Origin of the sequence: Polaribacter sp. AHE13PA, from assembly GCF_019278505.1 — a bacterium.
In the GTDB taxonomy this organism is placed as follows: domain Bacteria; phylum Bacteroidota; class Bacteroidia; order Flavobacteriales; family Flavobacteriaceae; genus Polaribacter.
Window position 1 is genome coordinate 1,727,200 of the sequence record NZ_CP058985.1, and the last position, 22,895, is coordinate 1,750,094.

At 30.9% G+C, this 22,895-nt stretch carries 22 protein-coding genes; 10 read left to right on the forward strand and 12 right to left on the reverse strand.

Annotation, left to right across the window (positions count from 1 at the left end; genetic code table 11):
• The first annotated feature begins 42 nt into the window (after positions 1 to 42).
• From H0I28_RS07475 to H0I28_RS07495, 5 genes are all read left to right on the forward strand, one after another.
• Entirely contained in the window at positions 43 to 477 is a 435-nt protein-coding gene (locus tag H0I28_RS07475; protein WP_218753901.1) for a DUF4870 domain-containing protein, read from the forward strand.
• Positions 478 to 496: 19 nt separating this feature from the next.
• Positions 497 to 841, forward strand: coding sequence for a PadR family transcriptional regulator (locus H0I28_RS07480; RefSeq protein ID WP_165733545.1), 345 nt, complete (start codon positions 497 to 499; stop codon positions 839 to 841).
• Positions 834 to 2,513, forward strand: a complete 1,680-nt coding sequence (locus H0I28_RS07485) for a PspC domain-containing protein (protein WP_218761233.1) — start codon at positions 834 to 836, stop codon at positions 2,511 to 2,513. The genes H0I28_RS07480 and H0I28_RS07485 overlap by 8 nt, the downstream gene beginning before the upstream one ends.
• A 94-nt stretch (positions 2,514 to 2,607) precedes the next feature.
• Positions 2,608 to 3,333: a head GIN domain-containing protein gene (locus H0I28_RS07490; protein WP_218761234.1), complete on the forward strand. Its 726-nt coding sequence runs from the start codon at positions 2,608 to 2,610 to the stop codon at positions 3,331 to 3,333.
• Between the two features lie 30 nt (positions 3,334 to 3,363).
• Positions 3,364 to 3,888: a nuclear transport factor 2 family protein gene (locus tag H0I28_RS07495; RefSeq protein ID WP_218761235.1), complete on the forward strand. Its 525-nt coding sequence runs from the start codon at positions 3,364 to 3,366 to the stop codon at positions 3,886 to 3,888.
• Between the two features lie 111 nt (positions 3,889 to 3,999).
• On the opposite strand, the gene H0I28_RS07500 is transcribed toward H0I28_RS07495, so the two are convergent.
• The 3 genes from H0I28_RS07500 to H0I28_RS07510 form a co-directional block, all read right to left on the reverse strand.
• Positions 4,000 to 4,764 (reverse strand): DUF6503 family protein, encoded by a 765-nt coding sequence (locus tag H0I28_RS07500; protein WP_218761236.1) that lies wholly within the window; start codon positions 4,762 to 4,764, stop codon positions 4,000 to 4,002.
• Between the two features lie 37 nt (positions 4,765 to 4,801).
• Complete coding sequence (locus H0I28_RS07505; protein ID WP_218761238.1) at positions 4,802 to 5,569, reverse strand: DUF6503 family protein; 768 nt, start codon at positions 5,567 to 5,569, stop codon at positions 4,802 to 4,804.
• 234 nt (positions 5,570 to 5,803) lie between these two features.
• Complete coding sequence (locus tag H0I28_RS07510) at positions 5,804 to 7,570, reverse strand: ABC transporter ATP-binding protein (RefSeq protein WP_218761240.1); 1,767 nt, start codon at positions 7,568 to 7,570, stop codon at positions 5,804 to 5,806.
• 394 nt (positions 7,571 to 7,964) lie between these two features.
• Here H0I28_RS07510 and H0I28_RS07515 point away from each other — a divergent pair, with 394 nt between their 5' ends.
• The 5 genes from H0I28_RS07515 (at position 7,965) to H0I28_RS07535 (ending at position 14,278) form a co-directional block, all read left to right on the forward strand.
• Positions 7,965 to 8,450 carry an acetyl-CoA carboxylase biotin carboxyl carrier protein subunit gene (locus tag H0I28_RS07515; protein ID WP_218761241.1) on the forward strand — a complete coding sequence of 162 codons (486 nt, stop codon included), beginning with the start codon at positions 7,965 to 7,967 and terminating at the stop codon, positions 8,448 to 8,450.
• A gap of 70 nt (positions 8,451 to 8,520) precedes the next feature.
• Positions 8,521 to 9,978 (forward strand): acetyl-CoA carboxylase biotin carboxylase subunit, encoded by a 1,458-nt coding sequence (gene accC / locus H0I28_RS07520; protein WP_218761243.1) that lies wholly within the window; start codon positions 8,521 to 8,523, stop codon positions 9,976 to 9,978.
• A gap of 137 nt (positions 9,979 to 10,115) precedes the next feature.
• On the forward strand, positions 10,116 to 11,657 hold the full coding sequence (locus H0I28_RS07525) for an acyl-CoA carboxylase subunit beta (protein ID WP_218761245.1): 1,542 nt from the start codon (positions 10,116 to 10,118) through the stop codon (positions 11,655 to 11,657).
• Positions 11,658 to 11,724: 67 nt separating this feature from the next.
• Positions 11,725 to 13,611 (forward strand): DUF294 nucleotidyltransferase-like domain-containing protein, encoded by a 1,887-nt coding sequence (locus tag H0I28_RS07530; RefSeq protein ID WP_218761247.1) that lies wholly within the window; start codon positions 11,725 to 11,727, stop codon positions 13,609 to 13,611.
• A 1-nt stretch (position 13,612) separates the two neighbouring features.
• Positions 13,613 to 14,278 carry a PolC-type DNA polymerase III gene (locus H0I28_RS07535; RefSeq protein WP_218761248.1) on the forward strand — a complete coding sequence of 222 codons (666 nt, stop codon included), beginning with the start codon at positions 13,613 to 13,615 and terminating at the stop codon, positions 14,276 to 14,278.
• Between the two features lie 100 nt (positions 14,279 to 14,378).
• On the opposite strand, the gene H0I28_RS07540 is transcribed toward H0I28_RS07535, so the two are convergent.
• The 9 genes from H0I28_RS07540 to H0I28_RS07580 form a co-directional block, all read right to left on the reverse strand.
• The gene (locus H0I28_RS07540) at positions 14,379 to 14,729 is read right to left on the reverse strand and encodes a hypothetical protein (protein ID WP_218730925.1); all 351 of its coding nucleotides are present in this window, start codon (positions 14,727 to 14,729) and stop codon (positions 14,379 to 14,381) included.
• A gap of 9 nt (positions 14,730 to 14,738) precedes the next feature.
• Positions 14,739 to 15,248, reverse strand: coding sequence for a GreA/GreB family elongation factor (locus tag H0I28_RS07545; RefSeq protein ID WP_254712859.1), 510 nt, complete (start codon positions 15,246 to 15,248; stop codon positions 14,739 to 14,741).
• 311 nt (positions 15,249 to 15,559) lie between these two features.
• Positions 15,560 to 15,709, reverse strand: a complete 150-nt coding sequence (locus tag H0I28_RS07550) for a hypothetical protein (protein ID WP_218730927.1) — start codon at positions 15,707 to 15,709, stop codon at positions 15,560 to 15,562.
• Positions 15,710 to 15,891: 182 nt separating this feature from the next.
• Positions 15,892 to 17,217, reverse strand: a complete 1,326-nt coding sequence (locus H0I28_RS07555; RefSeq protein WP_218761249.1) for a sigma-54 dependent transcriptional regulator — start codon at positions 17,215 to 17,217, stop codon at positions 15,892 to 15,894.
• 3 nt (positions 17,218 to 17,220) lie between these two features.
• On the reverse strand, positions 17,221 to 18,321 hold the full coding sequence (locus H0I28_RS07560; protein ID WP_218761250.1) for a sensor histidine kinase: 1,101 nt from the start codon (positions 18,319 to 18,321) through the stop codon (positions 17,221 to 17,223).
• Between the two features lie 23 nt (positions 18,322 to 18,344).
• Positions 18,345 to 20,252 (reverse strand): acetate--CoA ligase, encoded by a 1,908-nt coding sequence (acs, locus tag H0I28_RS07565; protein ID WP_218761251.1) that lies wholly within the window; start codon positions 20,250 to 20,252, stop codon positions 18,345 to 18,347.
• Positions 20,253 to 20,334: 82 nt separating this feature from the next.
• Positions 20,335 to 22,230 carry an acetate--CoA ligase gene (locus H0I28_RS07570; RefSeq protein WP_218761252.1) on the reverse strand — a complete coding sequence of 632 codons (1,896 nt, stop codon included), beginning with the start codon at positions 22,228 to 22,230 and terminating at the stop codon, positions 20,335 to 20,337.
• Positions 22,227 to 22,451, reverse strand: coding sequence for a hypothetical protein (locus tag H0I28_RS07575; RefSeq protein ID WP_165733563.1), 225 nt, complete (start codon positions 22,449 to 22,451; stop codon positions 22,227 to 22,229). The genes H0I28_RS07570 and H0I28_RS07575 overlap by 4 nt, the downstream gene beginning before the upstream one ends.
• Before the next feature lie 72 nt (positions 22,452 to 22,523).
• Positions 22,524 to 22,889, reverse strand: a complete 366-nt coding sequence (locus tag H0I28_RS07580) for a response regulator transcription factor (protein WP_218753940.1) — start codon at positions 22,887 to 22,889, stop codon at positions 22,524 to 22,526.
• Between the last annotated feature and the right edge of the window lie 6 nt (positions 22,890 to 22,895).

A 22,895-nucleotide genomic window follows, 5' to 3' on the forward strand; every position in this document is an offset into this window, starting at 1 on the left:
GATATATATTTGCATAAGAAAGTATTATATAGTTTATAAATCATGAAACAAAATAACGAAAACACCAATGCCTTTTTAATACATATTTCTGCTTTTGCAGGATTTATATTTCCGTTTGGTAATATAATTACACCATTAATTGCATGGCAAACGTTAAAAGACAGAAGTACCTTTTTAGACGAACACGGTAAAGAAGCAATCAACTTTAATATTAGTTATTCTTTATATATTTTTATATTGACATTAACTTTTATTCCTGTTTTTATTGGATCTATTTTTAGAAACTTCGATAATTTTAACAACTTTAATCATATTAATATCAATTTTGAGACTTCTAATTTATTCGGTGTTTTTGGTATTGCATCTCTTGCAGGAATTGTAGGCATCATTAAAATTGCATTGATAATTATAGCTGCATTAAAAGCGAAAGAAGGAGAAAATTATAAATATCCTTTCACTATAAAATTTATTAAATAATCATTTAAAACCACAATAAATGAAAATAGAAAATACAAAAGCACAAATGCGAAAAGGTGTTTTAGAGTATTGTATTTTATCCATTCTAAAAAATGGAGACGCCTATACTTCTGAAATTCTTTCCACATTAAAAAGTGCAGAAATGATTGTGGTTGAAGGCACCATATATCCTTTATTAACACGCTTAAAAAACGCAGGTTTGTTAACCTACAGATGGGAAGAATCAACCTCTGGACCACCAAGAAAATATTATGTTTTAACAGAAAACGGAGGCATGTTTATAAAAGAACTAGATAAAACATGGAGTAATTTAGTAAACGCAGTAAACCAAGTAATCAGCAAAAAACCAACTACCAATGAATAAGACAATCAACATAAATTTAGGCGGGTTTTTCTTCCACATAGATGAAGTTGCCTATCAGAAATTAAAGCGATACCTAGAATCTATTTCTAGATCGTTGAGCGATGATCCGCAAGGAAAAAATGAAATCATTGCAGATATAGAAGCACGTATTAGCGAATTGTTATCAGAAAAAATAACAGATGCAAGACAGGTTATTAATGAAGGTGATATAGAAGATATCATTAAAATTATGGGACAACCAGAAGATTATGCTAGCGCTGAAGAAGAATATAGTGACGCAAACTATTCATATACTAGAAATAACACTACCGGAAAAAAATTATTTAGAGATGGTGATGATAAATTTTTAGGAGGAGTTGCTTCTGGTATTGCACATTATTTTGATGTAGATACTATATGGATTCGTCTTGGTTTGTTAGCCCTTTTCTTTGGAGCTGGTTTTGGAGTGATCTTATACATTATCCTTTGGATTTTGTTGCCAGAAGCTAAAACGACGGCAGAGAAATTACAAATGGAAGGAGAGCCTGTAAACATCGATAACATCGAAAAAAAGATTCGTGAAGAGTTTAATAATGTTTCAGAAAATGTAACCGAATTTGCGAATAAAGCTTCAGAAAAATTTAAAGATGGCGCTAATGAGTTTTCAGAAAAAATGAATCAGACTTTTTCGGGAAAGCCTCAAAAAAATAATGGATTACAAGATTTCATCAACACCATAGGCAAGATTATTCTTGTATTCTTTAAAGTGATTGGTAAATTTATTGGAATTCTACTAGTGTTTATTGCTGGTGCGGTTATTTTATCACTAATCATTGGTGGGTTTTCTGTAGGAAGTTTAGAGGTTTTAAATGTGAACGGAGAGTTTTTACAATATCCGCCATTTTTTTATGATGCAATTTTACCAAAGTGGGTATTAACACTTGCAGCATTTTTATTAATTGGTATTCCGTTTTTAATCTTATTTGTTTTAGGGTTGCGCATATTATCGAGCAGTGTAAAAAAAATTAGCAAACCAACCTCATTAACACTTTTAGGTATTTGGGTAATGGCTTTATTAACCATGATTTTTACAGGAATAGAATACGGAACCTCTCATGTAAATGACGGTCAGTTTGTAAAGAAAACAGCTTTAAATAGCATAGAAAATGATACCATCAATTTAAAAATGATCAATGATGATGAAATTTACTACAGACACAACTTAAGAAGAAATTCTAGTAAACAGCAAGTTGAAATAGATGGAATAAACAAATTATATTCTAATAATATTAATGTTGATGTTAAAAAAAGTAATTCTAATGAAGCATATATAATTCTTCAAAAAGAGTCTTCTGGAAAAACCAGATACAATGCAAACTGGAATGCTGAAAGAATTGAATATAAATATGAAATTATCAATAATACTATTATTTTAGATGCTTATTATTTATCAAACTTTAAAAATATATGGAAAGATGAAGAAGTTAATATCACAGTTTATATTAAAGAAGGGAACACCATTTATTTTGATCATTCAGTAAAAAACTTTTTAGACGATGTAAAAAATGAAACTGATATTTATGACAAAGACATGGTTAATCATCATTTTAAAATGACCGATAAATCCTTACAATGTACAGATTGTGAAGTAGAATTAGAAGATACTAAAATTATTGAAGAGGAAGTTAATTAATACAATTCAACCATAAAAAACAACAATTGAGTAACCATCCTTTGATTTTAAGCGTCTATTAAAAGACATTTACAATATAATTAAAACCAAACACATGAAAAATTCAGTATCAAAAATTATTGCAATTCTATTTATAACTACTCTTTTTACATCTTGTAGTATAGACATGATGAATAGAGTTAACGGAGATAAAAATGTAATTACAAAAACCAGAAAAATTGCAGATCAATTTACGGGAATAAAAGTAAGTACAGGTTTAGATGTCTACATAACTCAAGGTTCTAAAAATAAAGTGACCGTAGAAGCTGATGAAAATTTACACGATATTATTATTACGGAAGTTGAAAATGGCATATTAAAAGTATATGCTGATAAAGGAATCTGGAGAGCAGCAGCCAAAAAGGTACATGTTACCATTAAAGATTTAACGCTTTTAACAGCTACAAGCGGAAGTGATGTTTACGGAAAAGATATTATAAATACCGATGAAATTTCTATCTCAGCTACAAGTGGTGCAGATATTAATATTAAAGTAAACGCAACAAGTGTAGAAACAAATTCTACAAGCGGATCTGATATTCATATTTCTGGAAATACGATAAATCATGCTTCTAATGCAACAAGCGGAAGTTCTATTGATGCATATGATTTAGAAAGTGAAAATACTATAGCAAAAGTAACAAGTGGAGCTGATATTAATATTTATGCTTCAAAAAAATTAGAAGCAAGAGCAACAAGTGGTGGCGATATTGATTTTAAAGGAAACCCAAAAACAATTGATAAAAAAACAACTTCTGGCGGAAGTATTTCTAAGAAATAAGCAACCTTAACAAATTAAGCAACCAAAACTATGGACTCTTTTTTAGAACCTTTTAGAAAATCAATTTTAATAAAAGTAGTACTGTTTTTAGCAATGTTGTTTTACAACTTTGTTTTAAACGCTCAGGTTGATACAAATTCAAACTTGTTTAAAATATTAAAATCAAAAGATAGTATTTTATTTGAAAGAGCGTTTAACAATTGTGAAATCGAAAAACTAAGCCCAATTATAGCTGATAATTTTGAATTTTATCACGATGTTGGAGGTATCCAAAATAAGGAACAATTTATTGATATTATAAAAAAGAACCTATGTACCAACCCAGGAAATAACACTAGACAATTAGTTGCTAATTCTTTAGAAGTACATCAATTAAACAATAATGGCGTTATTTATGGGGCTATTCAAAAAGGAAAACACACGTTTCAAGAAAAACAAAAAGGTGTATTAAAAACTGTTGGAATTGCAGATTTTACACACCTTTGGATTTTAGAAAACAAAATTTGGAAATTAAAAAGGGTGCTGAGTTTTAATCACCAACCGTATTCCGAATAACAATTTATTAGAAAGCTAACTTCTAATATTTATACTAATACTTGGTTTTATTAGTTTACTTGGTAAGTCGTCGTTTTTTAAAAAAACGACGCTTACTTTTTTATGCTAAAACTATTTTACACGTTTTTCGAAAAATGAATCTGCTAAATTAACAGGACTTACCAAAGCCAATTTAAAATCTACAATTTTAGTTGTTAGTATATATAAATCTTTTTCATCTTTAGAATACCAAGTAATTTGTTTTGGTAAAATAAAACCACTTACGTTTTCCCAAGAATTATACCTTATCATTTTATATTTATCAACAGGAGCTTTAGATTTAAAGGTTACTGTATATGCTAACCATTCCATTTTAAAGGTTTCTGGATTATAATACACAATATAATTATCATCTGGAGAAGTACCTACATTTGCTCTATAAGAAATTTTATAACCAGGATAATTGACTCCTTCAAATACAAAATCATCTACTTTCTCATAAGTAATTCCGTCATCCGCCAAGACAAAAGGCATGGCATAAAAATAAAAATATAAGTTGTAATAAAAAGCAGGATCTCTTTTTAAACTACCTTCAACCTCTTCTAAAGACCAAATTTCATTTCCATCAAAACCTAATGAATATTTTGGTGATTTTACAATAATCTTACGAGAATGTAAATCGGAAATATGAACCTCATCTTCCTTATTAAAAGACAATACTTGTACTTTTCTCCATGCGTCAATACCACCGTGGGACTCAAAAACTTTTCCTAATTCTGTTGGAAATGTTTCTTCTTGCTCCTCTACTTTCTTTATTTCTGATTTAACCTCTTTTTTAGGTTCACTTTTGCATGAAATTGCAATTACAACTATTAACAATAAAATTATTTTTTTCATCCTCTAAATTTTATAAATTATCTAGTTGCAAATATATTTACTTTACAGGCTTAGAAAAAAATGAATCTGTTAAATCATTTTTATTGATTGATGCATCTGTAAACACAGTCGCAGGTTTCGCTGGTTCAGTTGGTACACCATTTTCATCTTTTTTATACCAAGTAATTTCTGATGGTAAAATCAATCCGTTTACATTATTCCATTTACCATATTTAATAATATTGAATTTATCGCTTGGTTTTTTAGACATAAATGTTGCGGTATATGCCAACCATTCCATTTGATGTGTTTCTGCGTTAAAATACAACTTGTAATTATCGTCTGGAGAACTTCCCATATCTGACTTGAAAGACATTTTATAACCAGGATAATCTACACCATCAAAAGTTAAAGGTGCTATTTTTTCATACGTAATTCCTTCATCAGCTAATACAAAAGGCATTGCATAAAAGTAAAAGAATAAATTGTGATAAAAAGCAGGATTTCCTTTAAAAGTTCCTTTTTCTGCCTCGTCTAACCAAACATTTTTTCCGTCGAAACCAACAGCATAATTGGGTGCATTAATTACATTTATACGAGATTGTAAATCAATCGTATGTACTTCCTCTCCTTTTTTAAAGGATAAAACCTCTGCATTTCTCCAAGCATCAATTCCTCCATGAGCTTCAAAAACTTTTCCTAATTCTTCTGGGAAAGTTTCTTTTTTAACTTCAACTTGTTTTACAGATTCTTTAACCTCTTTTTTAGGTTCATTCTTACAAGAAATTGCAATGACTACAATTAACAATAAAAGTACTTTTTTCATAATTCGATTATATATTTAAATTCGATAGTTTAAAAAGTCGGTTTTATTATATTTCTTTACAAAAGGAATAGAATTTAAATGTTAAATTAAAAAAGAATAGGTAGTTTTATAAACTAAACACCCTTCAATTTTAGCAAAATGTTAGGTTAAGCGCAGTGGAAACCTATTTTAACTTTAAATAGTTGTAGACTACGCTCGAACAAACAGTAGAATTGTTATCCACTGATTTCTGTCTTATATTTTAGATTGATAGGTATACAAATCATAATACCTGCCTTGTTTAGCAATCAATTCATCATGCGTACCTCTTTCTGCAATACTTCCTGCTTCAATAACTAAAATCTGATCTGCTTTTTTAATAGTACTTAACCTGTGCGCAATCACAATCGTTGTTCTATCTTTCACCAATTTAGACAAACTTTTCTGAATTAAAGACTCACTTTCGGTATCTAAACTAGAAGTTGCTTCATCTAAAATAATAATTTTTGGATCTGCTAAAATAGCTCTTGCAATTGCCAAACGCTGACGCTGACCGCCAGAAAGCTTTACACCTCTTTCTCCAATTAAAGTATCTAAACCATAATCAAAACGATCTGTAAACTCATTTACATACGCCGCCTTTACGGCATTTTGTAATTCCTCTTCTGTAGCATCTGGTCTAGGAAATAGTATGTTTTGTCTAATGCTACCTTCAAACAAAAATTCGTCTTGTAAAACAACACCTAAATACTTACGATAACTGGATAGTTTCACTTTAGACATATCTTGATTATCAATAGTAATCTTACCAGATTCAGGATTTAAAAATGTTGCTGATAGACCTGCAATGGTAGATTTACCTGAACCAGAACTACCTACCAAAGCTGTTACAGAACCAGCAGGAACTTTAAAGTTGATATTATTAATCACCTTCTTTCCTTCTTCGTAAGAGAATGAAACATTGTCAAAATTAATTTCTCCTTGTAGATCTTCTAAAACAACTGTTCTTTCTTCATCATCTTCTTCCGCAGCCATATTCATTAACTCTTCAGTTCTGTCTAAACCTGCCAAAGCTTCTGTTAATTGACTACCAATATTACTCATTTGTACAATTGGCGCTACCATAAAAGCTAACAAAAATGTAAACTGAATAAAATCACCAAAAGTCATGGTACCTTGTATCATATAATACCCACCAATTCCCATCACTCCAGTAGTTGCTAAACCAATTAAAAGGGTTGATGAACTTGTCATGATAGCAGTTGCCGTCATACTTTTCTTTACATTCTGATAAATATTATCAACACCTTCCTCAAAAATTTTGCTTTCTTGTTCTTCTGCATTAAAGGCTTTTATCACCCTAATTCCGCCTAACGTTTCCGTTAAACGTCCTTTTACTTCTGCATTAATTTTTCCCCTTGCTCTAAAAATCGGTCGAATGTATTTAAAAGATTTTAACGCTATTATACCAAAAATTGATAAAGGAACAAAGGTAAAAACCGTCATCCAAACATTCATTCTTAACAAAATAACCAAGGTTAAAATTGCCGTAAACGAACCTCCAATTAATTGTACCAAACCTGTACCAATTAAGTTTCTAACCCCTTCTACATCACTCATGATTCTAGAAACCAAGGCACCAGATTTTGTATTATCGAAAAAACTGATAGGCAAAGACAAAACTTTCTTTTGTACTTGTGCTCTTAATTCTGATATTAAATATTGCGCCTGAATACTCAAAACTTTCGTCAATAAAAAAGAAGTAATTGCTTGTACTAAAATCGCCCCAATAACAATAAAAATTAAGTTGTATAAATGACTGTAATCTTTATTAGGAATTACCTCATCCATCAAAACTTTACTTTGCATGGGTAGCACAAAACCAGATAAACTTCTAATAATTATTAATATTAAACCTAAAAAAACCAAGTTTCTTCTTGGCCAAATAATGGTTTTAAAAGCTTGTTTTAAGGTTACTTTGGGTTTGGTTTTATCTTTTTTTGATTCTTTATAATGTTGCATCGTTTGTTTTAAAATGTAAGTACAAATGTATTGTCAATTTATATGCCATATAAAAGAAGTCTGACATATTTGCAAAGTTACATTTTTCATTTCAATGTTATCTTTTAGGGCGTTCCCAAAGGGTCGGGCTATTCGCTAAATCTTTTTTACAAAAAAGTAAAAAAGGATACCACTACTATCCCTTACGCAAAAACAACCTATATATAATTAAATTTCACTTCGCTTATGAAGCCATATTATCCAATCTTAAACATAAAAAAACAATAGAAAAACACCAACAACATATTCTTATTTCTCTTAGAATAACTATATTAAATTAGCAACATTTAGATAAACCACTTAAAAAGAAACCTTTAAAAAACATATATTTACAATCATTAAATTATAAAAAAGGATGAAACATGCTTATCAAGTAAAAGTAAACGATACTTTCGATTTTAAAATTGACGAACAAGCTGTAAAAAAACTAGACACTTTAAAAGTTTCAGATTCCGAATTTCATGTGCTAGATAATCATCTATCGTACAAAATTGAAATTATAAACGCCAATTTTAATGAGAAATCGTATTCCGTAAAAGTGAATAACACGGTTTATCATATGAACATTCATGATGAATTAGATACACTTATTAAAGAAATGGGATTCGAAATTGGCATCACAAAAGAAGTTAACGAAATTAAAGCGCCTATGCCCGGTTTAATATTAGAAATTAATATTAAAGTTGGTTCGGAAGTAAAAGAAGATGACACCCTTTTAATTTTAGAGGCCATGAAAATGGAAAACGCATTAACATCTCCAAGAGCAGGAATTATAAAAACGATTTCGGTAATAAAAGGAGAAACTGTAGATAAAAATCAACTTTTAATAGCATTTGAATAAACAGAAAAATCCTACAAGGTTTATACAAACCCGATAACCATCTTCCGAAATAAAAAAATATAAATTTTATATGAAAAAAATTTTAATAGCAAACAGAGGAGAAATCGCCATTCGTGTTATGCGAACCGCTAAAAAAATGGGTATAAAAACAGTTGCTGTGTATTCTTCTATAGACAGAAATGCACCTCACGTACGGTTTGCAGACGAAGCTGTTTTAATTGGCGAAGCACCTTCCAATCAATCTTATTTATTAGGTAATAAAATTATTGAAGTTGCTAAAAACCTAAACGTTGACGCTATTCATCCTGGTTATGGTTTTTTATCTGAAAATGCCCATTTTGCAGAAGCCTGCGAAAAGAATAACATCGTTTTTATTGGTCCAAAACCTAAAGCCATTAAAATAATGGGAAGTAAATTGGCAGCAAAAGAGGCTGTAAAAGCATATAATATTCCGATGGTTCCTGGCACAGAAGAAGCCATTACAGACATTCCGAAAGCTAAAATAATAGCTAAAGAAATCGGATTTCCAATTCTAATTAAAGCATCCGCCGGTGGCGGAGGAAAAGGAATGCGTGTGGTAGAAAACGAAATGGAATTTGAATCACAAATGCAAAGAGCCATCAGCGAAGCTATAAATGCTTTTGGTGATGGGGCTGTTTTTATAGAAAAATATATCACCTCACCTAGACATATCGAAATGCAAATTATGGCAGATACACACGGAAATGTGGTGCATCTTTTTGAACGTGAATGTAGCATTCAACGTCGTCATCAAAAAGTAATTGAAGAAGCTCCTTCTGCTATTTTAACACCAGAATTACGCTCAAAGATGGGAGAAGCAGCCATTAAAGTTGCAAAATCTTGTGATTATGTTGGTGCTGGTACGGTTGAGTTTTTGCTAGATGACCATCATAATTTCTATTTTCTAGAAATGAATACGCGTTTGCAAGTAGAACATCCGGTTACGGAACTCATTACAAATACCGATTTGGTAGAATTACAAATTCGTGTGGCTCGAGGCGAAGTATTACCAATCACACAAGAAAACTTAAAAATTAAGGGACACGCTTTAGAGTTACGTGTCTATGCAGAAGATCCTTTAAATGATTTTTTACCAAGTGTGGGGAATTTAAAGGTTTACAAATTACCAGAAGGTAAAAACATTCGTGTGGATAATGGTTTTGAACAAGGCATGGACATTCCCATTTATTACGATCCCATGTTATCAAAATTAATCACCTACGGAAAAACAAGAGAAGAAGCTATTGAATTGATGATTACCGCTATTCAGAACTATCAGATTGAAGGAATTGAAACCACTTTACCTTTCGGAAGTTTTGTGTGTGAACATGATGCTTTTCGTTCTGGAAATTTCAATACACATTTTGTTAAAAAGCATTATTCCCCAGAAGCTTTAATAAACAAGCAACAACAAGAAGCAAAAATTGCAGCACTTATTGCTGTAAAAAAGTATTTAGAAGATCAAAAATTATTAAGAATACCTATTTCTAGTAGCAGTATTCAGTAGCAGTCTTAAAAAAATAAAATTTAGACATATAAATTAATACTTAATAAAAAAGAAATTCAAAAAAAGTCAACAAACACACAACATAAATAATACTCAACTTTGCGACTTTGCGCCTTCTCGAGAAAACAAACACAATAATGGAATCAAAAATAAAAATCCTTAACGACAAACTTGCTCAAGCTTATTTAGGTGGTGGTCAAGATAAAATTGATAAGCAACATCAAAAGAAAAAATTAACCGCAAGGGAGCGTGTTTTGTATTTATTAGATGACGATTCTTTTGAAGAAATTGGCGCTTTAGTTACACACAGAACAAAAGAATTTGGTATGGAATATCAAGTTTATTATGGTGATGGTGTAGTAACTGGTTACGGAACCGTAAACGGAAGACTAACCTATGTCTTTGCTCAAGATTTCACTGTTTTTGGAGGCTCTTTATCTGAAACACATGCAGAGAAAATCTGTAAAATTATGGACTTGGCGCTGAAAGTTGGAGCTCCATTAATTGGTCTAAATGATTCTGGTGGTGCAAGAATTCAAGAAGGTGTTCGTTCTCTTGGCGGTTATGCAGATATTTTTTATAAAAATGTGCAATCGTCTGGAATCATTCCGCAATTATCTGCCATAATGGGACCTTGTGCTGGTGGTGCAGTCTATTCCCCTGCCATGACAGATTTTACCATTATGGTAGAACACAGCAGTTATATGTTTGTAACAGGACCGAGTGTCGTAAAAACAGTTACCAATGAAGAAGTTACAAGTGAAGAACTAGGTGGAGCAAGTACACATGCTACAAAATCTGGAGTGGCACACAAAACGTCTTCTAATGACGTAACTTGTTTAGAAGAAATTAAAAAACTTTTAAGTTATTTACCTCAAAATAATAAAGAAACTCCTGCCCTATTACCTTTTAAATTACAAGATGAAATTAGAGAAGAGCTTACTAACATTGTTCCTTTAGACTCCAATAAACCGTACGATATGCACAAAGTCATATCCGGAATTATAGATGAAGATTCTTTTTATGAAATTCATAAAGATTATGCCGAAAATATTATTGTTGGTTTTGCTAGATTAGGCGGAAGAAGTGTTGGAATTGTAGCGAATCAGCCGCAGTTTTTAGCTGGTGTTTTAGATGTAAATAGTTCTAAAAAAGGAGCTCGATTTGTGCGTTTTTGCGATGCTTTTAATATTCCGCTTTTGGTGCTTGAAGATGTTCCAGGTTTTTTACCAGGAACCGACCAAGAATGGAATGGTATTATTGTACACGGAGCAAAATTGCTCTACGCTTTTAGCGAAGCTACTGTACCCAGAGTTACCGTAATTACACGTAAAGCGTATGGTGGCGCGTACGATGTTATGAATTCTAAACATATTGGGGCAGACATGAATTTTGCATGGCCAAGTGCAGAAATTGCAGTTATGGGAGCTAAAGGAGCTGTCGAGATTATTTTTAAAAGAGAAATTAAATCCTCTGAAAATCCAGTTGAAAAATTAAAAGAAAAAGAAGCAGAATATGCAACACTTTTCACCAATCCATACAGCGCTGCGCAACGTGGTTTTATAGATGAAGTAATTATTCCAAAAGATACCCGAAGAAAGTTAATAAAAGCATTTTCTATGCTAGAAAATAAGGAAATAGTGAAGCCAGATCGAAAGCACGGAAACATACCATTATAACTATAGTTATTTAATCATATTAAGAGATCACTTTTTAAAAACAAATCGTTTATTGTAAATTAGAGTCATGAATACCATTGCGAAACGGATATCAGATTTTTTAAAGGACTTCCCTCCTTTTAATATGTTGCCTAAAGACGAATTATTAGCGATCTGTAAAGCTGTGGACATCCTTTATTTAGAAAAAGATTCCAATTTATTTATTACAGGAGCCCCTATAAAAAATCAATTTTATGTAGTGAAAGATGGTGCCATTGGTTTGTTTGAAGAAGAAACAAATCTTTTAGTTGATGAATGTGATGAAGGTGATATATTTGGTTTACGAGCGCTCATGCGAAAAGACAGTTACAAATTAACTGCAAAAGCCTTAGAGGAAAGTATTGTGTATAGTTTGTCTTCGGAATTGTTTGAGAATTATATCACCACAAACCCAGAAGCAAGTACATATTTAATGACGAGCTTTGTTTCTAACACACGCTATTCAGAACCGAAACCTCAAAATCAATCTTCAGGGAATATTCAAGATTTTTTTGAAGAGCAATCTATAGAGTTTTCTAAAAACCCTATTCACTGTTCTCCAGAAACTAGCATAAAAGCAGCGGCAATTATTATGACGCACAAACGTGTGGGTTCTATTATAATTACGGAAAAAAACAAACCTTTAGGCATTATTACCGATAAAGATTTACGCATAAAAATTGCCACGGGATTGGTTTCTATAGAAGAACCTGTTACTAAAATAATGTCATCTCCCGTTATTACCTATCCTGAAAATATTACCGTAGCAGAGGCACAAATTGCCCTATTAAAATATAAAATTACGCACTTGTGTATTACCAAAGATGGTACACCAAATTCTGGTTTAACAGGTATTCTATCTGAACATGATATTATAGTTGTTAGAGAAAATAATGCATCTGCATTAGTGAAAGAAGTAAAACGAATCTCAACTCCAAAGCAATTACAACAAATTAGAAAACGAGCAGAACAACTTTTAAAACGGTATATAAAACAGCAAATTCCTATTGTATTTGCCACTAAAATACTTTCTGCCATTAACGAAAGTATTACGCAAAAAATTATTGAGCAAGCTATAAAAGAAATGCCAACTCCTCCTCCAACTACTTTTGCTTGGTTAGCCATTGGAAGTCAAGGTAGAGAAGAGCAATTATTACTTACAGACCAAGACAATGCGCTAGTTTTTAATAATGTTGATGAAAATGAACACGAAAAAACACAACAATATTTTTTATCCCTTGCCAAAAAAATCAATCAAAAATTAGAAATCGTTGGTTTTGAATTATGCCCTGCGGATATGATGGCTAGTAACCCTAAATGGTGTTTATCAATTTCTCAATGGGAACAACAATTTAAAAAATGGATTACAACTCCAAATCAAGACAACTTAATGTTGTGTACTATTTTCTTTGATTTTGAATTTGTTTATGGTGATAAAAATTTAGTCAGCTCTTTAGCTGAAAGTATTTTTGAGTCTATAGAATCTCGTGATATTTTTTTAACTTATTTAGGTTTAAATGCTTTAAAAAATCCGCCTCCGTTAAGTTTCTTTAGACAATTTTTAGTAGAACGAAATGGAGAGCACAAAGATCAGTTTGATATTAAAGCACGTGCAATGATGCCTTTGGTAGATGCTGCTCGTTTATTAATCTTATCAAAAAACATAAAAACACATAACAATACCATTGTTAGATATGAAAAATTAGCTGAATTAGAACCACAAAATAAGGATGTGTTTTTAGCCTGTTTAGAGGCATTTAAAAACCTTCTTTACTTTAGAACTCAACAAGGTTTACTACATAACGATTCTGGAAGGTTTATAGATTTACAAACATTAAGTAAAGCCAATCGTTTGGAATTAAAAAGTTGTTTTAAAGCCGTAAAAGATGTCCAAGATTTAATTCAGACTCGATTTAAACTTTCTCAATTTTTATAGTATGTTTTGGTTTAGAAAAAAAAATTACCCTGCATTTTGGAAATCTTATACAGCATATTTCAAAGAAAAACAAAACGCTAATTTCGAAAACATTCGTTTTGTAATTTTTGATACTGAAACTACAGGTTTAGACATCAAAAAAGACAGAATATTATCTATTGGAACCATCACTGTTATTGATAAAACGATAAAGGTTTCTGACTCTTTAGAATCCTATCTAACACAAGATTTATTCAACACAGAAACTGTAAAAATTCATGGTATTCTAAAGCAAGGAACTATACATAAGGTAACTGAAGAAGAAGGTATAGTTCAATTTTTAGCACATATTAAAAATGCAGTATTAGTTGCTCATCATGCCGCTTTTGACGTTGCCATGATTAATCAAGCATTAAAACGATTGAATTTACCAAAATTAAAAAATAAAGTATTAGACACTGGACATTTATTTATAAAATCAAAATTAGATACTTCAAAAAAACATTTTAGTTTAGATGAATTATCACTTCGATTTAACATACCTCAACATGATAGACACACAGCATCTGGAGATGCTTTTATTACCGCAATCTTATTTGTAAAACTACTTTGTGTTTTAAAGAAAAAAAACACGGTACTTTCTTTAACTTATTTGCATAGAAGTAATGACAGAATAGGTCTTATATAGAGACTGAATAAACTTTAATTTTAGTATAAAAATTAAATAAAAAAGGCAGCTCCAAATTATAAATTTAGAGCCACCTACAAAAAAACTAACTTAACAATGCTTAAATTAAATCATATTCCTTTTTCAATTTCTTATAGTCATTAAAATGTTCTGTAAATAGATTTCTGTTTTTTTTATGCTCTTTGTAAAAAAATAAATCACACGCTAAATCAATACATTCAGTTGGGTTGTCTAAGACATTCTTATATTCCAAAAGTATATGATGTATCATCTTATTATTTTCAATAATAGTAGAAACCTCTTTACTTAAATGATCTTTTCCAAGACTATTCATTTTAATATCATTACATACTTGTGAAATTTCATTCAGTTCTAACATCCATCTTTTTACTTCGTTAAGACTTCGTTTTTGAATTATTTGATTTTCGGTTTGCTCATTATCTATTTGCATAATAATTATTTATTTTGTTATACTTTCTGGCTGCATTACTTCTAAAACTTTTAATTCTTTTAGACCTCCAGGAAAATCCCATAAAATTAAATCGCCTTTGGCATATCCTAAAACAGCAGTACCCATTGGTAATAACAATGATATTCTATTTTGTAAAACGTTTCCTTTAGAAGGCACAACCAACTCAAAAGTTTTCTCCCATAAACCATCTAAAGAACGCACTGTAACTAATGAATTAAGTCTTACAACATCTGCAGGCATTTCTTTTTCCGTTACAACTTTAGTTACATTTCTTAATTCTTCTTGTAGTTTAAAAATATGACTCTTTACCGTTTTTGACTCGACTACCTTATTTAAATTTAAGAGTTTTTCAACTATTAAAAACTCATTTTCTTCTATAATTAACTGATCATACTTCATTATTTCAAAATTTAATTCTATGGAAAAACCACATTTTACATACATTCTTTCTAATCCATCTATTGCCAAAACATAAATATATCTACCTACTTTCTTCAAGATATAATTCTTTAATAAATACTTCTCCCTTTATATTCTGATGCCATTAAAAATAACAATCTATAATACTTCTAGAATTACATAAATACCTGGAGTTATAGCAATATTATTTTTCTCTACGTCTTTTCTTAAAGAAAAATGAATTACCTATTAATTATTGGCTACATTAAATATTTCTTAATTAAGGTTTGAGTTTACAAACTAATTAGCACTGTAAAAGCCCTTAATACATTTTCGATCTAACCTTGTTTAAGTGGCTTATTTTTTATACTTCTCTACTAACAATTTTATAATTAAATGTTTTCAATTTCTTAGAAATTAAAACCTGTTATTGCATTTGTTTCTAATAAATCTTTTTTTTCATATTCACTACAAGCCCAAATAGCATTTTTATTTGATGTTAAACTACAGTCTGTTTTATGAATACAAGTACTACATAAACTATTATTATTGAAAACCATAATTATCTTTTTAATTACAACTATCTAATAGCAAGTGATATGCCACATGTATCCAAAAGAACAAAAACAACACACAATAAACTAATAATCAAACACTTAAATGAACAACAATGTTTATTACAAAAAAAACAGTTGAGGAAATATTCCCCAACTGCTACTTTTTTACTCGTTTTTAAATGTACTTATTTTAATTTTTCCCGGAGTGTTTTTCTATCAATTTTAAGAATCTCTGCTGCCTTAGTTTTATTATTATTCGTAGCTGCTAAAACCTTTAAAATATAGTTTTTTTCAAATTCTTTTAAAGACAACAGCTTGTCCGTTTTAGAAAAATTGATTTGATATTTAATATGCTCCGGCAAGTGCTCTACATCTACATTTCTATCAGACATAATAATAGCTCTTTGTATTACGTTTTCTAATTCCCGAATATTACCTGGCCAATAATAGTTTTTTAGAACCTCTAAAGCTTCAGGTGTAATCTTTATAAAACGGTCTTTGTATTCTATTCCATATTTGAATAAAAACTTTTCTACCAACAACAGAATGTCAGAACTTCTCTCTGTTAAAGTTGGCACCTTAATTTCTACAACTGTTAATCGGTAATATAAGTCTTCTCTAAAACGCTTTTTTTCAATTAAATCTTTTAAATTGATATTTGTTGCAGCAATTACCCTAACATCAACTTTTTCTGCTTTTTGAGAACCAACTCTTACCACTTCTTTTTCTTGTAAAACCCGTAACAATCTTAATTGAGTTGCTAAAGATGCATTGCCAATTTCATCTAAAAAAATAGTTCCATTATTGGCTGCCTGAAAAAAGCCTTTTCTATCTTTTTCTGCACCCGTGAATGCTCCTTTTACATAACCAAATAACTCTGATTCTAATAAATTTTCAGGAATTGCTCCGCAGTTTACGGCAACAAAGGCTGCTGAGGAATATTTACCCATATAATGAATAGAACGTGCCACCAACTCTTTTCCGGTTCCGCTTTCACCATAAATAAAAACCGTTGCTTTGTTGTTTTTTAACCGATCTATTACGTCTGTTACTTTTCTCATTGCAAGCGATGCTCCTATTAATTCGCCATATGATTTATGAGTCTCTGCTACTTTTACCTGGCTAACTGTATCTTTTTTAGAGTTTATTTCTAAAGATTTTAAAACTGCCTTTTTAAGTTCTTCTTTTGTAAAAGGTTTCGTAATATAATCTACTGCTCCAGATTTCATTACTTCTAAAGCTCCTTCTATAGAAGGAAAACCTGTAACTACTAATTTTGGAATTTTAGGATAATGTTCAGACGTGTATTTAATTAATTCTAAACCATCCACATCTGGCATTTGCAGGTCTGTAATTAATAAATCTATAGAAGTATCTTTTAAAATTTCTAATGCTTCCTTTACAGATATCGCCTTATAAGTATGATAATTTAAAGATTGTAAATGCCTCTGTATGAGTTCTAAAATAAGAAGATCATCATCTACAATTAATATATTTTCTTTGTTTAGCATCTTTTAACTTTTAGGAAAACTAACAACAAAAATAGTCCCTTTTGGTGAATTTGGTTGATGAATAATAGTGCCTTTATGACTTTTAATAATTCCGTGTACAACACTCAAACCTAAACCTGAACCATCTCCGGTAGGTTTGGTTGTAAAAAAAGGATTAAAAATATTTTCGAAATTGACAGGTTCTATTCCTGAGCCTTCATCAGAAATTCTAATTTGTACATTTTTAGTTTTTTCAATAACATCAATATCTATTTTCCCTCTTTCTTCTGAAAAATAAATAGCATTGATTACCAAATTAAAAATTACTTGAGTTAACTGAATTTTATCAACCCTTAAATAAATTTTATCACTTGAAAAAGTAATGTTACAGCGTATGTATTTTTTACTAAAACTAGGTTTTAACAAACTAATTGCCTCATTAATAATAATATTGATATCTACATACATCATTTGCTGGGGCATTTCACAGGAAAAAAACATTAACTTTTTAACAACTTCTCTAGAATAGATGGCGCTATTTATTATTTTATTTAAATCTTCACGCCCAACTTTATCTCCTTTATACTGTTCTTTTAATAATTCTGAAAAGCCTAAAATATTAGCTAAAGGTGTATTTAACTCATGCGCAATTCCAGCAGTAATTTCTCCTAGAATTGTTAGTCTACCTACTCTTTCAATTTGCCTTTTGGCAATCGCTTCTTTTTCATTGATTTCATTTCGTTCTAAAAAATCGCCAATTTCTGAAGCAATCTGATGTAATAATAGTTTTTCTTCTTCTAAAAAAGAGTTTTCAGAAAATTTTTGTTTGGAATACCCTATCGTAACAGATCCTTTAATTTTTCCAAAAGATTTTATGGCAGAAATAATAAAAATTGCATCTTCTCTTTTTTTTCCTTCAACGAAAACAAAATTTTCTACTTTAATTTCTACAAAGGCTTCTTCTGGAAATCTAACAGCTTCTTTTAGACTTAGGGCTATTTCTTTTAATAATTCTTTTAAATCATTAAAACCATTATCTTTAATTAAAGAACTAACTCTATATAAACAAGTTAGTTCTTTAATTCTTTCTTTTAATTTATCTTCTAGCGTAATCTGGTTTTCCATCTACAAATAAAAAATATATCTAATTACTTTCTATTATCAATAATACTTTGTACTATTTCTGGGTTTAAAAGCGTACTTGTATCTCCTAAATTATCCATTTCGTTACAAGCTATTTTACGTAAAATACGTCTCATAATTTTTCCAGAACGTGTTTTTGGTAAACCTTCTGTAAATTGAATTTTATCTAATTTAGCAATAGGTCCAATTCTATCTGTAATTAATTGATTGATTTCTTTTTCTAAATTATCATGATTTCTATATTCTCCAGCATTTTTTAAGGTAATATATCCATATAATGCACTTCCTTTAATATCATGTGGAAAACCAACAATAGCAGATTCTGCAATTGCAGGATGTTCATTAATAGCATCTTCTATTGGTGCAGTTCCCAAATTATGCCCAGATACAATAATTACATCATCTACTCTACCAGTAATTCTGTAATACCCAACCTCATCTCTCAGAGCTCCATCACCAGTAAAATACATGTCTTTGTAGGCAGAAAAATAAGTCTCTTTATATCGTTGATGATTTCCCCAGATGGTACGTGCAATACTTGGCCATGGAAATTTGATACACAATCTTCCTTCTACTTGATTTCCTTTTAACTCGCCACCATTTTCATCCATTATTGCAGGTTGAATTCCTATAAATGGTAAAGTTGCATATGTAGGTTTTGTTGGGGTTACATAAGGAATAGGAGTAATCATAATTCCACCAGTTTCTGTTTGCCACCAAGAATCTATAACGGGACTTTTTCCCTTACCTACATTATCATTATACCAGTGCCATGCCTCTTCATTAATTGGCTCACCAACAGACCCTAGAACCTTTAAAGATGATAAATCATACTTATCTAATAATTCTGTTCCGTGTTTTGCCAAAGCTCTAATTGCAGTTGGAGCTGTATAAAATTGATTGATTTTATGTTTTTCTATAATATCCCAAAATCGACCAAAATCTGGATAACTAGGTACCCCTTCAAAAAGTACCGTTGTTGCTCCGTTTGCTAACGGTCCATATACAATATAAGAATGCCCAGTAATCCAACCAATATCTGCAGTACACCAATAGACATCGTTTTCTCTGTATTGAAATGCATTTTTAAAAGTATATGCTGTGTACACCATATAACCTGCTGTTGTATGCACCATTCCTTTTGGCTTTCCTGTAGAACCAGAAGTATATAAAATAAATAAAGGATCTTCTGCATCCATTATTTCCGGGCTACATTCCTTAGAAGCGTTGTCTAATAATGGTTGTAACCATTTATCTCTTCCTTCCTTCATGTTGATATTTGCCTTGGTTCTTTTTGCAACCAACACATTTTCTACTCCAGGACAATTTTCTAAAGCCTCATCTACGATTCCTTTTAAATCGATTGATTTTTTACCTCTAAAAGAACCATCTGCAGTAATAACAATTTTACAATCAGAATCATTAATTCTTGTTGCTAAAGCAGTAGATGAAAAACCAGCAAAAACAACAGAGTGTATCGCTCCTATTCTTGCACAAGCTAACAAAGAAATTGCTAATTCCGGAATCATAGGAACATAAATACAGACTCTATCTCCTTTTTTAATTCCATGCTCTTTTAAAACATTGGCAAATTGATTGACTCTTTCAGATAACTGTTTATAGCTAATATGTTCTGCAGGTTCATTCGGATCATTAGGTTCAAATAAAATTGCAGTTTTGTCTGCTTTTGTAGACAGATGCCTATCAACACAATTTTCTGTGATGTTTAGTTTTGCACCTTCAAACCATTTAATCTCTGGCTTAGAAAAGTCCCAATCTAACACATTGTCCCATTTTTTTCTCCATAAAAAATGCTCTTCTGCTATTTCTTCCCAAAAGACTTCTGGTTCTCTTATAGATTTTCTATAGACTTTAAAATATTCTTCTAAATGTTTTATGTGGTAATTACTCATACTTATATTGGTTTTATTTTTATAAGGCATTTTGCTATTAATGCCTAGTGTAACAAGTTAGTTTTTAATTTTGTTTATTAAATTATTTATAAATTCCTATGTGATTTTTCTGATAAATACTTTTTATTTCGGCTATAATTGAAATATCATCAATTGTAGACGGAATATTATACTGCAAGTCATCCGCAATATTGCGTAACAATTTACGAAGAATTTTCCCACTTCTCGTTTTTGGCAATCTATTTATAATTAATACATCTCTAAAAGAGGCAACAGCGCCAATTCCATGACGTACATCTTGTATAATTTCTTTCTGAATTTGTATTTCATTATATCCATCTCCCTTTTTTAAAACGACTAATCCTAAAGGTTTTTGTCCTTTAATTTCGCAATGCACACCAAAAACAGCACACTCTGCAACTGCTTTATGAGATGCTACAACTTCTTCCATTTCTGCAGTAGACAATCGGTGTCCGGCAACGTTTATAATATCATCTACTCTTCCGGTAATAAAAACATATCCATCTTCGTCTTTGTAACCGCCATCACCAGAAAAATAATATCCAGGAAATCGATGTAAGTATCCCATGTGAAAGCGTTCTGGATTGCCCCAAAGATTCATTAAAGTTCCTGGAGGCAAAGGCAATTTAACAGCAACAAAACCTTCGACACTTGAAGCTACTTCCTCTCCTTCTTCATTTAATATCTGAATATCATAACCGCAAACAGGAAAACTTGCAGATCCTGGTTTTACTTCCTGCAATGCTACACCAACCATATTTGCTACCATTGGCCAACCACTTTCAGTTTGCCACCAATGATCTATAACGGGGACTTTTAAATGTTCTTTTGTCCATGTTAAAGTAGCCACATCACAACGTTCACCTGCTAAAAACTGATATTTTAAACTCGATAAATCGTATTTTTTAATCAACCTTCCGTTAGGATCTTCTTTTTTGATTGCTCTTATTGCCGTTGGCGCCGTAAACATCACTTTTACTTTATGCTCACTAATTACGCGCCAAAAAGTAGACGCATCTGGAGTTCTAATTGGTTTTCCTTCAAAAAGTACCGTTGTATTTCTGTTTAATAAAGGAGCATACACAATATAACTGTGCCCAACCACCCAACCAACATCACTTGCAGCCCAAAAAACATCTCCTTTATCAACTCCATAAATATATTTCATAGAAAATTTTAATGCAGTTGCATATCCTCCTGTATCTCTAATAATTCCTTTAGGAGTTCCTGTAGTGCCAGAAGTATATAAAATGTATGAAGGGTGTGTAGCTGCGACGGAAACCGCTTCTATAGAGGCAGACTTTTCAACTAAATCCGTATAATCTATATCGTAACTTTTCATTGATACTTCTACCCCTAATTTCCTATCGAAAACAATTACTTTTTCTGGCTTATGTACCGATTTCTCAATAGCAGCATCTACATAGGGTTTATACGGAATAATACGTTCTATTTCTACACCACTAGAGGCAGTAATAATTGCTTTTGGTTTACAATCATCTATTCTAATAGCCAATTCATGCGGAGCAAAACCACCAAATACAACAGAATGGATAACGCCAATTCTAACACATGCCAACATTGCATACAGTGCCTGCGGAATCATGGGCATATAGATAATACAGGTATCTCCTTTTTTTAATCCCAATTGTTTTAATCCACCAGCGAGCTTAGATACTTCGTGATGCAATTGGTGGAAGGTAATATGTTGTTTTGTATTGATTACTGGCGAATCATAAATAATGGCATTTTGGTCTCCAAAACCATCTTTAATATGTATGTCAATACACAAATAACTTAAATTAAGTTCCCCATCCTCAAACCATTGATAATAATTGTGTTTGTCTTTTGATAAAATAGTTGTTGGAGTTTTATACCAATCTAATTTATCTGCTTGTTTGCTCCAGAAATCTTCTGGATTAAGAATGCTTTTTTTATAAAATTTTTGGTATTTCATGATCTCGCTTTTTTAGAATTAAGCAAGCCAAACCAATTAGGGTTTAATATTTTAAGTTTAATAAGCGCCCAAATAATGGTCACAAAAGAAAGTCCTAAAACTACCGAAAGTATAGGATCTATGTTTCCGTTATCTTCAAACTTAAACCTAAAATACAATGTACTTACTGCATAGATACTGATAAAAATATCTGATGCAAGCGGATTTAGTTGAAATTTCATGTCTTTAATTTTTAATTAAACATTGTTTGTTTGCACACAAAATCAATATTTAATAACGTTAAAGACTCTCTTTTAATTTAAAAGTTCCAATATTTCTGAAACTAGTTTTTTTACTGAAAAAGGTTTTGTCAAATACTTATCTGCTCCAAGTTTCAAACCCTTTTCAACGTCTGAAGCTTTATTTTTTGCCGTTAAAAAGACCACTTTAGTGTCTTTTAAACTCACCGTATTTTTTATATGCTGTAAGGTTTTATAACCATCTACATTTGGCATCATAATATCTAACAAAACAATGTTAGGCGTTTGATGTTTTAAGATCTCTAAAGCTTCACTTCCATCCCTTGCAATATACACTTCAAAATTTTGTTTTTTAAAAGCATATTCTAATGACATTACAATATTTGGCTCGTCATCAACAATTAAAATTTTCTTCTTCATACTTTA